The organism is Streptomyces sp. NPDC034049, from assembly GCF_055575575.1.
The window spans coordinates 316,535-327,758 of record NZ_JBVISJ010000002.1 but is presented as its reverse complement, the minus strand read 5'-3'; the positions used below and the strand labels follow the sequence as shown (position 1 = coordinate 327,758).

The window sequence follows — 11,224 nt, the reverse complement described above, 5'->3', positions numbered from 1 at the left end:
GGGCTGCGGAGGAGCCAGGGCTCGGGGAACCGCGCGACCAGCCGCGACGCACCCGCACCCGCCCGCCAGGAGGTGTCCCACGGCGAAGAGGCGCCCTCAGTCCCCTCGGTGTCCGAGACGCCCTCAGTTCAGCCGAGCCCGAGCCGCCTCCGCCTGCCTGCGCATCTTCTCGGCGGCCCCGGCATCCACCCCGGCCACGACCTCCGCGTACTCCTCCAACGCGGCGGCACCCCGCACGAACTCCCCCCGCTGCACCAGCAACCGCGCCCACTCGTACCGCAACCGCCCCGGATGCGAAGGCATCGCCAGCGACAACTCCAGCGCCCACAACGCCACATCCGTCCGCTCGGGCCGCGCCGCCGCCCACGCCCGCACGTTGTTGAGGACCCGCACCACCACGTCGAGCGGATCGGCGGGGCTCAGCACCGAGGGGTCCAGCGCGGCCCCCGTCGCCCCGGCCACCAGCAACTCCGCGTCGCTCCCGCTCAGCACCCGCCCTCCGTCGAACGGATCGGCGAGGACCTGCCCCTCGCGGGGCCCGAACCCCACCACGAAGTGCCCCGGCAGCGCGACCCCGTACACGGGCGCACCCGCCCGCCGGGCCACCTCCATCCACACCACGGACAACAGGATCGGCAACCCCCGCCGCCGTTCGAGCACCTGGTGCAGCAGCGACGACTCCAGCCGCTGGTAGTCCCCGGCGGCCCCCCGGAACCCGTACCGCTCGCCGAGCAGTTCGGCCGCCGCGACCGCCCACGCGCGCGGCGTGCCCGGCCGGTACGGCATCAGCCCGGCCAGCCGGTCGAGCTCGATCTCGGCGGCGTCGACGCCCGCGTCGTCCAGCGTCCCGTCGCCCGCGGCCCCCACCAGCAGACACAGCAGGGCCAGGTCGGGCCGCTCGGCCCGCGCCTCCTGCGCGAACCGCCGCCGGACCTCGGCCGCCCGCTCCGGCTCGGGGGGAAACGGCGCCGGCACGGCGGGGTGATGCCCGCTCACGACGACCCGCCCGACACGGAACCGGCACCGGCACCGGAATCGGCCTCCGAACCGGCACCTGAGCCGGCACCCGCACCGGACTCGGCGTCACCACCGCGGCTCGCGCCCCCGGGCTCCCGGTAGTGGTGGTACGCGTGGTGCGCCGCGAACCCCATCCCCCCGTACAGCGCCCGCGCCCCCGCGTTGTCCGTCTCCACCTGGAGCCACCCCGCCGAGGCCCCTTCGTCCAGCGCCCGCCGGGCCAGCGCGGCCATCACGGTCGTCGCGAGCCCCCGCCGCCGCTGGGCCGGATCGACCTCGACGGCCGCGAAACCGGCCCACCGCCCGTCCACGACACACCGCCCGATGGCGGCGGGACCCGCGTCCCCGGCCCCCGGCACGGTCGCGAACCACACCGACGGCCCGCTCCCGAGCACCTTCAGCGCGACCTCGCCGAGCCCCTTGCGCTGGTAGCGGCCGAGCCACGCCTCGTCCGCCGTGCGCGACAGCTCGACCCCGGCCCCTTCCCGGTCCGCGACCGGCGCGAGCGCGCCGATCCACAGCTCGGCGGTCACCTCACGCACCCAGCCGCGGTCCGCCACCTCCGCGCACAGCAGCTCCTGCGTCCCCTCGGCGCCCGTGGCCAGCTGGAGGAAGGCGGGCAGCCCGCGGGCCGCGTACCAGCCGCGTACGGCGGTCAGCGCGTCGTCCAGGGGCATTCCGGGGTCGCCCGCCGGCAGCACCGAGTTGGCGCGCCGGGTGAAGCCGGCGGCGGCTCGCAGCTCCCACTCGCCGAGCCGCTCCCGTTCGATCGGCTGCCAGGCCCGCGCGGCGACCCGCGCCAACTCCTCGTACGAGGCGGCGGGGCCGCGCCGACGGGCCGGGGCGGCGGGCACGACCTTCCCCGCGACCAGCGAGGTCTCCTCGATCCGTACCCGCTCCCCGTTCCGGCGGGTGATCAACAGGACACCGCCGTCCCATGATGTGAGAACACCAACCGTGTCGGTGAATTTCCCACCCCCGGCGACAGCGTCGGCGAGGCAGCGCACGGACACGCGTTTGCCCACGTCAGCAGCAGAGACACGGATCTCGAGCCGTCCACCGGCAGAGATTTCCACAGGTCTGTCCACCCCTCCTGTTCGGATCACGCCCCGGAACGGAGATACTAGGTGCGGGCATCGACGACGCCGCGCTCCCGCGCGCCAGGCGGCGGAGCCTGAGGAGGCCCGCCAGCGCCCTATCGAGGAGGAACGACAGCGTGACCTACGTCATCGCGCAGCCTTGTGTCGACGTCAAGGACAAGGCGTGCATCGAGGAGTGCCCGGTCGACTGCATCTACGAGGGGCAGCGGTCCCTCTACATCCACCCGGATGAATGCGTCGACTGCGGCGCCTGCGAGCCGGTGTGCCCGGTCGAGGCGATCTTCTACGAGGACGACACCCCGGAGGAGTGGAAGGACTACTACAAGGCGAACGTCGAGTTCTTCGACGAGCTCGGCTCGCCCGGTGGTGCCAGCAAGCTCGGTCTGATCGAGCGCGACCACCCCTTCGTCGCCGCACTCCCGCCGCAGGCCTGAGAGCGACGCCGCGGGCCCTGGGGCCGAGTCCCGGCGGCCCGCATCCGCGCCGCCCCGGTCCCGTACGCCCGATCAGCATGATCGCCGTACGGGGCCGGGGCGTTCGCCAGTGAGAAAGTGAGCCAGATCCCGTGTCCGCAGTCAGCGACCGCCTTCCCACCTTCCCCTGGGACAAGCTGGAGCCGTACAAGGCGAAGGCCGCCGCGCACCCCGGTGGCATCGTCGACCTGTCCGTCGGCACTCCCGTCGACCCGGTGCCCGACCTGATCCAGAAAGCGCTGGTCGCGGCGGCGGACTCGCCGGGCTATCCGACCGTCTGGGGCACCGTCGGACTGCGCGACGCGATCACGGGCTGGCTGGAGCGGCGTCTCGGCGCCCGGGACGTGACCCACAGCCACGTCCTGCCGATCGTCGGCTCCAAGGAACTGGTGGCCTGGCTCCCCGCCCAGCTCGGCCTCGGCCCCGGCGACCGGGTCGCGTACCCGCGCCTGGCCTACCCGACGTACGAGGTGGGCGCCCGGCTCGCCCGCGCGGACCACGAGGTCTACGACGACCCGACGGACCTGGACCCGGCCGGCCTGAAGCTCCTCTGGCTGAACTCGCCGTCCAACCCCACGGGCAAGGTGCTCTCCAAGGACGAGCTGACCCGGATCGTGGCGTGGGCCCGCTCGCACGGCATCCTGATCTTCTCCGACGAGTGCTACCTGGAGCTGGGCTGGGAGGCCGACCCCGTCTCGGTCCTCCACCCGGACGTCAACGGCGGCTCGTACGAGGGCATCGTCGCCGTCCACTCCCTCTCCAAGCGTTCCAACCTGGCGGGGTACCGCGCGGCCTTCCTCGCCGGCGACCCGGACGTCCTCGGTCCGCTTCTGCAGATCCGCAAGCACGGCGGCATGATGACCCCGGCCCCCACCCAGGCCGCCGTGGTCGCCGCCCTCGGGGACGACACCCACGTCCAGGAGCAGCGCGTCCGCTACGCCGCCCGGCGCACGGCCCTCCGCGAGGCCCTGGTCGCGCACGGCTTCCGTATCGAACACAGCGAGGCGAGCCTCTACCTCTGGGCCACCCGGGGCGAGTCCTGCTGGACCACCGTCGCCCACCTCGCCGACCTCGGCATCCTGGTGGCCCCCGGCGACTTCTACGGCACCGCCGGCGACCACCACGTCCGCGTGGCCTTCACGGCGACGGACGAGCGCGTGGCGGCAGGGGTGGAGCGCCTGTCCCGGGCGTAGGACACACGACGTCGAAGGGGCCCGGGGGAGTTCCCCGGGCCCCTTCGACGTACGGCAGGTCAGCCGAGCGGGCTCTTGGCCGGCAGCTGGCCCGTCGGCAGGCCACCCTTCGTCGCCGTCTTGGTGGTGTCGCCCAGAACGGTGCCGGCGGACCCGGCGGTCTCCCCGGCGGCCTTCTGCGCGACGGGCGTCGTCGTCTTGACGGCCTTCCCGCCGGTCTTGCTCACGGTCGGCAGCGTCTGCTTGGCCGCCTTGGTGCCGGCGTCGCTCGCGACCCCGGTGACGTTCTGCGTCGCGCCGTCCACGGTGCTACCCGCGTTCGCCCCGTCCACGGCGGACAGACCGCCGAGGTTCGGGGTGGCCGGCAGTTCGGGTGCCGCACTCGCGGAGCCGGCCGCACCGACCACGGAGGCCGCTCCCGCTGCGGTGAGCAGCGCGGCACGGGCGATCCGGCGGGTCAGGGGGAGGGACATGGTGCTCCTTTGACGGAAGAGAACGTGGAAGTGTCCGACCACGCCCGGGAGTTGACCGTTCCGGGCTCGGACGCAGTGACTACCGCTCGAAGCCTTGGAAGGTTGCGGCGCCCGGACGTAAAGAGTTCGCAATGCGTCGCATGATCAAATGGGGATCCAATCGGACAAACGCCACCCGCTGCGACCGGTCTGCTGAATCCTTACGGCCCTGTGCTCCCAACGGATTCCGCGCACCGGGGGTGAGCAGGGGAGATCCCGCCCACCCCGTCCACCCGACGCTCCGTCGCCTCCCCCGCACGGGTGAGCCGTGCGGCCTACTGTCCAGTGACGATTCGGACCTCGGTGGAGGAGCCCGCCGCACCGCCCGCCGCCCCCCGGGCCTGGCGCCACGCACCGGCCCGGCCCTCGGCGACCCACTCGCGGCCCGCGTACGAGACGCGCTCGACCCCGAGCCGGGAGGAGTTGGCCACGGCCCAGTGCGCCAGCTCCCAGCCGCGCTGCCGGTCCCGGTCCGCGTCCTTGCCGTCCAGGGGGATGATCACGGTGCCGGCGACGGGGGAGACGCTCGGACTCGGCGTCGCGCTCGCCGCGGCGGACGCGCCGCCCTCGGAGCGGACCACCGCCGCGGCCGACTCGAACGCGTCGTCCCCGAAGTCCCGGGCGAGCGCGCTGCGCACGGCGTCCGGGCCGCCCGTGGCGGCGGTGCCGGTGCCGGTGGTCTCCCGGCGCCCCTCGCACGTCAGCGTGGCCGCCGACCGCCCGGTCAGCGCGGCGGCGAGCAGCGTGGCGTCGGGCTCGTGCTTGGCGTACGCCTCCGGGTAGCCGCTGCGCTGCACGCGCTGCGCGGCCACGGTCAGCGGCAGCCGCTCATAGCCGTCGACCTTGACGAGGTGCTCGTAGAACTCACCCGCCGCGTAGACCGGGTCCTGGATCTGCTGCTCGGTGCCCCAGCCCTGCGACGGCCGCTGCTGGAACAGGCCGAGCGAGTCCCGGTCGCCGTGGGCGATGTTGCGCAGGCTCGACTCCTGCAGGGCGGTCGCCAGCGCGATCGTCACGGCCCGCTCGGGCAGCTCGCGCGAGGTGCCGACCGCCGAGATCGTCGCCGCGTTGGCCGCCTGCTCGGGTGTGAACTCGTACGACTCCCCGTCGCCCGACCCGGACACGACCACGCACCGCGGCGTGCCGTTCCCCCCGGTCAGGTACTGCACGGTGAGATACGCCCCGATCGCGGCGAGCACGACGAAGGCCGCCATGAACTGCAGCACGCGACGGCCGCGACGGCGGGGGCGGGGACCTGGGGGGAAGGGGTACGGCTGCGACACGCCGTCCAAGGTACTGGAGAGTAATGGCGCTCGTGCAGGAGTTGTGAACAGAGATGTGAACGGGGATGCGGAAGTGACCGGATCCACGTGCCCGGCGGTCCGGTCCCGGGGGCGCGTTAGGGTCGGGGACATGGCCGAGACCCCGATTGACCTCACGCTGGACGCCGCGCGGCTGACCGCGCAGCTCGTCGACTTCCCCTCCGAGAGCGGCACCGAGAAGCCCCTCGCGGACGCGATCGAGACCGCCCTGCGCGCCCTGCCGCACCTCACGGTCGACCGGTACGGCAACAACATCGTCGCCCGTACGAACCTGGGCCGCGCCGAGCGCGTGATCCTGGCCGGCCACATCGACACCGTGCCGATCGCGGACAACGTCCCCTCCCGCCTCGACGAGGACGGCGTCCTGTGGGGCTGCGGCACCTGCGACATGAAGTCCGGCGTCGCGGTCCAGCTGCGCATCGCGGCCACGGTCCCGGCCCCCAACCGTGACCTGACCTTCGTCTTCTACGACAACGAGGAGGTCGCCGCGGACCTGAACGGCCTGAAGCACGTCTCCGAGGCCCACCCCGAGTGGCTCGAGGGCGACTTCGCGGTCCTCCTGGAGCCCACGGACGGCGAGGTCGAGGGCGGCTGCCAGGGCACCCTGCGGGTCCTGCTGACGACCAAGGGCGAGCGCGCCCACTCCGCGCGCGGCTGGATGGGCTCCAACGCCATCCACGCGGCGGCCCCCATCCTGGCGAAGCTGGCGTCCTACGAGCCGCGGTACCCGGTGATCGACGGCCTGGAGTACCGCGAGGGCCTCAACGCGGTCGGCATCTCCGGCGGCGTCGCCGGCAACGTCATCCCCGACGCGTGCGTCGTGACGGTCAACTTCCGCTACGCGCCCGACCGCAGCGAGGAGGAGGCCATCGCCCACGTCCGCGAGGTCTTCGCCGACTGCGGGGTCGAGGACTTCACCGTCGACGACCACAGCCCCGGCGCGCTGCCCGGTCTGTCCCACCCGGCGGCCGCGGCGTTCATCGAGGCCGTCGGCGGCACCGCCCAGCCCAAGTACGGCTGGACGGACGTCTCCCGCTTCAGCGCTCTCGGTGTCCCGGCCGTCAACTACGGCCCCGGCAACCCGCACTTGGCGCACCGGCGCGACGAACGCGTGGAGGCGGCGAAGATCCTGACGGGTGAGGAGCGGCTGAGGTCCTGGCTGACGGCGTGAGATGTCCGGCGCGGCGGATCGCGCCGGACACGCTGAGGTCCCCCGTCCGTAACCCGTATGGATCTACGCTGAGGTGAACCACCAGCACGGCGGAGGGAGCGGACATGGCGACCGGCAACCCCGAGGGCAAGAAGCAGCCACCCGAGGAGCGGCGGCTCGGACCGGTGCTGCGCAGACGCGGCCAGGTTCAGGCGAGCACCACGGACCAGCGGCTGCTGGACGCGGGCGGTCCCTCGGACTGGGTCCACACCGACCCCTGGCGGGTCCTGCGCATCCAGTCCGAGTTCATCGAGGGCTTCGGCACCCTCGCCGAACTCCCGCCCGCCATCAGCGTCTTCGGCTCGGCCCGCACGCCCACCGACTCACCCGAGTACGAGGCGGGCGTCCGGCTCGGCCGCGGCCTGGTGGAGGCCGGCTTCGCCGTCATCACCGGCGGCGGCCCGGGTGCGATGGAGGCCGCCAACAAGGGTGCCCTGGAAGCGGGCGGCACCTCCGTCGGCCTCGGTATCGAGCTCCCCTTCGAACAGGGCCTCAACCCGTACGTCGACATCGGCCTCAACTTCCGCTACTTCTTTGTCCGAAAAATGATGTTCGTGAAGTATGCGCAAGGGTTCGTGGTGCTGCCCGGCGGCCTCGGCACCCTCGACGAACTCTTCGAGGCCCTCACCCTCGTCCAGACCCAGAAGGTCACCCGTTTCCCCATCGTCCTCTTCGGCGAGTCCTACTGGAGCGGACTGGTCGACTGGCTCACCAGCACCCTGATCGCCCAGGGCAAGGCGGCGGAGAAGGACCTGACCCTCTTCCACGTCACGGACGACGTCGACGAGGCGGTCGCGCTGGTCTCGAAGGAGGCGGGCAGGTAACTCGCGGATGCCCACCCCGCGCCCTCAAGGGGCGCGGGGAACTGCGCGAACGGGGTCCGGGGCGGAGCCCCGAAGTCTTTGACGCGGGGGTCGAAGGGGCGCGCAGCCCCTGGTGGACGGGACGGGTAGGGGCGGCGGGGGCGAAAAAGAATCAGGCGAGCCCCCGCCGGGCAACGGCAGGCCCCCGCCACCCCGCGATCGCTCCCACCATCTCCACCACCTGCCGAGTCTCCGCCACCTCATGCACCCGGTACACCTGAGCCCCCAACCAGGCCGAGACAGCCGTGGTCGCCAAGGTCCCCACCACCCGCTCCTTCACCGGCCGGTCCAACGTCTCGCCCACGAAGTCCTTGTTGGACAGCGACACCAGCACCGGCCACCCCGTGGCGACCATCTCGCCCAGCCGCCGCGTCGCCTCCAGACTGTGTCGCGTGTTCTTGCCGAAGTCGTGCCCCGGATCGATCAGCACGGACTCCCGCGGCACGCCCAACGCCACCGCCCGCTCCGCCAGCCCCACGGTCACCCGCAGCACGTCGGCCATCACGTCGTCGTACTCGACCCGATGCGGCCGCGTACGCGGCTGAGCCCCACCCGCGTGCGTGCACACCAGTCCCACCCGGTACCGCGCCGCGACCTCCGCGAGCCGGGGATCGACCCCGCCCCACGCGTCGTTGAGCAGATCCGCCCCCGCCTCGCACACGGCCTCAGCCACCTCGTGCCGCCAGGTGTCGACGCTGATGATCACGTCGGGAAACCGCCGCCGCACCTCCGCGACGAACCCCACGGTCCGCCGCGCCTCCTCCGCCGCGGTCACCTCCTCCCCGGGCCCGGCCTTCACGCCGCCAATGTCGACGATGACCGCGCCCTCGGCGACCGCCTGCTCCACGCGCGCGAGCGCCGGCTCGTCGCGAAAGGTGGCCCCCTGGTCGTAGAAGGAGTCCGGCGTCCGGTTCACGATCGCCATGATCACCGGCTCGTGCGGCCCGAATTCCCGCTTGCCCAGCCTGAGCATCCGCTGTGCCCTCTCCCAGTACGTCCCGTCGATCGCCGGGCCTGCCCGACCGCCTGCGACCTTAACTGTCAGACTCCCATGGCACGATCGGAGCCGAACACACTCGAGGGGACCCAGCGATGTTCATGTTCTTGTTCCTGGTCGTCGCGCTCGCCGTCGTGGTCGCCGCGGTGACGCTCGCGGTGGTCGGCGGCGGTGACAACGCCGTGCTGCCGGAGGCCGTGGGCGAGCGGCTCCGGGACCCGCTGCCGGCGGACCGCCCGGTCAACCGCGCGGACGTCGAGGCACTCCGCTTCCCGGTCGCCGTCCGCGGCTACCGCATGGTGGACGTGGACGACGCCCTCGGCCGGCTCAGCGCCGAGATCGCCGAGCGGGACGCCCGGATCGCCGACCTGGAGTCCGCGCTCGCGGGCGCCCGCGCGGCCACCACGACCTCGCTGCACAAGCCCGAGGAGGGCGACCGCCGGTGAGCGACGGCACCGCCCTGCCCGGCTCCGACGGCGCGCTGCGCTGCCCCTGGGCCCTGTCCACCGAGGACTACGTGGCGTACCACGACGAGGAGTGGGGCCGCCCGGTCCACGGCGACGACGCGCTGTACGAGCGGCTCTGCCTGGAGGCCTTCCAGTCCGGCCTCTCCTGGATCACCATCCTGCGCCGCCGCGAGGGCTTCCGCGCCGCCTTCGCCGACTTCGAGATCGCCTCGGTCGCCCTGTTCACCGAGGCCGACCGGGAGCGTCTCCTCGCCGACCCCGGCATCATCCGCAACCGCGCCAAGATCGAGGCCACCGTCGCCAACGCCCGCGAGCTGTCCACCTGGACCGCCGGCGAGCTGGACGAACTCATCTGGTCCCATGCCCCCGACCCGGCGACCCGCCCGGCTCCGAGAACCCTCGCGGACGTCCCGGCGGTCACCCCCGAGTCCACGGCCCTCTCCAAGGCGCTGAAGAAGCGGGGCATCCGCTTCGTCGGCCCGACGACGGCGTACGCCCTGATGCAGGCGTGCGGCCTGGTGAACGACCACTTGGAGACATGCGTCGCCAGGAGCGCCCCCTAGATCCACGCCCCGCACCGGCCGGCTCCGCACCGGCCGGCTCCGCACCGGCCGGCTCCGCACCGGCCGGCTCCGCACCGGCCGGCTCCGCACCGGCCGGCTCCGCACCGGCCGGCTCCGCTCCGGTGGATCGTCACCGCCCCAGGTAGTTGGGGGTCTCCTTGTTCACGAACGCCCGCACCGCGATCTGGTGGTCCTCCGAGGCACCCGCCCGGGTCTGGAGTTCGTCCTCCTTCTCCAGCGTCTCGGCCAGCGAGTGGGTGAAGCCGTACGCCACCGCCTCCTTGATCGCCGCGTACGCCACGGTCGGCCCCTCGGCCAGCATCCGGGCCACTTCCTCGGCCGCCGTGTGCAGCGAGGCCGCGGGGACGATCCGGTTGGCGATCCCCAGCTCGTACGCCTCCTGCGCCTTGATGCTGCGCGGGAAGAGCAGCAGATCGGCGGCCCGGCCGGGGCCGATCACCCGCGGCAGGGTCCACGAGACCCCGGAGTCGGCCGTGAGCGCCACCCCGGCGAAGGACGTGTTGAAGGAGGCCGTGTCGGCGACCACCCGGTAGTCCGCGGCGAGCGCGAACCCCAGACCGGCACCGGCCGCCACCCCGTTCACCCCGGCCACCACCGGCTTCGCCATGCTCGTGAGCGCCTTCACCACGGGGTTGTAGTGCTCCTTGACCGTGCTCATGACCTGCCCCGAGTCCTCGATCAGCAGCCCGATGTGCTCCTTGAGGTCCTGGCCCACACAGAACGCCCGCTCCCCGGCGGCCGTCAGCAGCACCGCCCGCACCGCGTCGTCCCCGGCGGCCTCCTCCACGGCCTCCCGCAGCGCCACCTTCGTCGCGATGTTCAGCGCGTTCATCGCCTCGGGGCGGTTGAGCGTGATCGTCGCGAGTCCGTCGCGCACCTCGTAGAGCACGGTGTCGGCCATGGCGGTTTCCCCTCCGGTGTCGCTTCGGCAGGCGGCGTACTGGTCAGTACGCCCTCGTCACAGCACAGCATGGCGGAGTTCACGGGTGACGGCCGGGCCCGGACGTGTGACCTGCGTCAAAGAATCACCAATGGGCGAGCGCCCACCCCGGACCGAGGGGTGGCGCAGTATCGCAGTCACACCGCCGAATTGGGTGGTTTTGCTCGCGCGCGTTGCCCAAGCGATGCCGACCGATGTTGGTCATCGGGTCATGAGATGCGGGATAATGGCCTGGAAGCAATGTGTTCGATGCCGGTGTCGCGTGTCCCCAGGTGGGCCCGCGCCTGCCCTCCCGGGCCGTCGGCTTGGCGATGAGCTGGTTTCAGGAAGGGGTACGAGCATGGCGGCCATGAAGCCGCGGACGGGCGATGGCCCGCTCGAGGTGACCAAGGAGGGGCGGGGCATCGTCATGCGCGTTCCGCTCGAAGGCGGCGGTCGGCTCGTCGTCGAGCTGACCCCTGACGAGGCCGACGCCCTCGGAGATGCCCTCAAGAAGGTCGTCGGCTGACGCGCGTAGCGACGATACCCTTTCAGTTGCCCCGGCAC

13 protein-coding genes are annotated in these 11,224 nt (G+C 72.7%); 7 read left to right on the top strand and 6 right to left on the bottom strand.

Features of this window, described 5'->3' with window-relative positions; all coding sequences use genetic code 11:
- Positions 1–123: 123 nt before the first annotated feature.
- Together ACZ52C_RS06285 and ACZ52C_RS06280 are read right to left on the bottom strand one after the other, a co-directional pair.
- Positions 124–975, bottom strand: coding sequence for a transglutaminase-like and tetratricopeptide repeat-containing protein (locus ACZ52C_RS06285; RefSeq protein ID WP_469073653.1), 852 nt, complete (start codon positions 973–975; stop codon positions 124–126).
- Positions 976–992: 17 nt separating this feature from the next.
- Complete coding sequence (locus tag ACZ52C_RS06280; protein WP_469073652.1) at positions 993–2,093, bottom strand: GNAT family N-acetyltransferase; 1,101 nt, start codon at positions 2,091–2,093, stop codon at positions 993–995.
- Between the two features lie 140 nt (positions 2,094–2,233).
- Here ACZ52C_RS06280 and fdxA point away from each other — a divergent pair, with 140 nt between their 5' ends.
- The gene (fdxA, locus tag ACZ52C_RS06275; protein WP_005480604.1) at positions 2,234–2,551 is read left to right on the top strand and encodes a ferredoxin; all 318 of its coding nucleotides are present in this window, start codon (positions 2,234–2,236) and stop codon (positions 2,549–2,551) included.
- Positions 2,552–2,682: 131 nt separating this feature from the next.
- Complete coding sequence (locus ACZ52C_RS06270; RefSeq protein ID WP_469073651.1) at positions 2,683–3,783, top strand: bifunctional succinyldiaminopimelate transaminase/glutamate-prephenate aminotransferase; 1,101 nt, start codon at positions 2,683–2,685, stop codon at positions 3,781–3,783.
- Positions 3,784–3,842: 59 nt separating this feature from the next.
- Here ACZ52C_RS06270 and ACZ52C_RS06265 read toward each other — a convergent pair whose 3' ends face one another.
- The gene (locus tag ACZ52C_RS06265) at positions 3,843–4,256 is read right to left on the bottom strand and encodes an ATP-binding protein (RefSeq protein ID WP_086803772.1); all 414 of its coding nucleotides are present in this window, start codon (positions 4,254–4,256) and stop codon (positions 3,843–3,845) included.
- A gap of 314 nt (positions 4,257–4,570) precedes the next feature.
- The gene (locus ACZ52C_RS06260) at positions 4,571–5,509 is read right to left on the bottom strand and encodes a VldE C-terminal domain-containing protein (protein ID WP_469073650.1); all 939 of its coding nucleotides are present in this window, start codon (positions 5,507–5,509) and stop codon (positions 4,571–4,573) included.
- Between the two features lie 199 nt (positions 5,510–5,708).
- Between ACZ52C_RS06260 and dapE the strand changes: the two genes are divergently transcribed.
- On the top strand, positions 5,709–6,788 hold the full coding sequence (gene dapE / locus ACZ52C_RS06255) for a succinyl-diaminopimelate desuccinylase (RefSeq protein WP_469073649.1): 1,080 nt from the start codon (positions 5,709–5,711) through the stop codon (positions 6,786–6,788).
- A gap of 104 nt (positions 6,789–6,892) precedes the next feature.
- Positions 6,893–7,651 carry an LOG family protein gene (locus ACZ52C_RS06250; protein ID WP_469073648.1) on the top strand — a complete coding sequence of 253 codons (759 nt, stop codon included), beginning with the start codon at positions 6,893–6,895 and terminating at the stop codon, positions 7,649–7,651.
- Between the two features lie 151 nt (positions 7,652–7,802).
- Here the strand turns inward: ACZ52C_RS06250 and folP are convergent, their stop codons facing one another.
- Positions 7,803–8,663, bottom strand: coding sequence for a dihydropteroate synthase (gene folP, locus ACZ52C_RS06245; protein ID WP_469073647.1), 861 nt, complete (start codon positions 8,661–8,663; stop codon positions 7,803–7,805).
- A 119-nt stretch (positions 8,664–8,782) separates the two neighbouring features.
- Between folP and ACZ52C_RS06240 the strand changes: the two genes are divergently transcribed.
- Entirely contained in the window at positions 8,783–9,133 is a 351-nt protein-coding gene (locus ACZ52C_RS06240; protein ID WP_192333120.1) for a DivIVA domain-containing protein, read from the top strand.
- Positions 9,130–9,717, top strand: coding sequence for a DNA-3-methyladenine glycosylase I (locus ACZ52C_RS06235; RefSeq protein WP_469073646.1), 588 nt, complete (start codon positions 9,130–9,132; stop codon positions 9,715–9,717). Before ACZ52C_RS06240 ends, ACZ52C_RS06235 begins: the two co-directional genes overlap by 4 nt.
- A gap of 130 nt (positions 9,718–9,847) precedes the next feature.
- On the opposite strand, the gene chcB is transcribed toward ACZ52C_RS06235, so the two are convergent.
- A complete protein-coding gene (chcB, locus tag ACZ52C_RS06230; protein ID WP_469073645.1) occupies positions 9,848–10,639 on the bottom strand; it encodes a 2-cyclohexenylcarbonyl CoA isomerase in 792 nt (263 codons plus the stop codon).
- Between the two features lie 379 nt (positions 10,640–11,018).
- On the opposite strand from chcB, the gene ACZ52C_RS06225 reads away from it, so the two are divergent.
- A complete protein-coding gene (locus tag ACZ52C_RS06225; protein WP_003966491.1) occupies positions 11,019–11,186 on the top strand; it encodes a DUF3117 domain-containing protein in 168 nt (55 codons plus the stop codon).
- Positions 11,187–11,224: the final 38 nt, after the last annotated feature.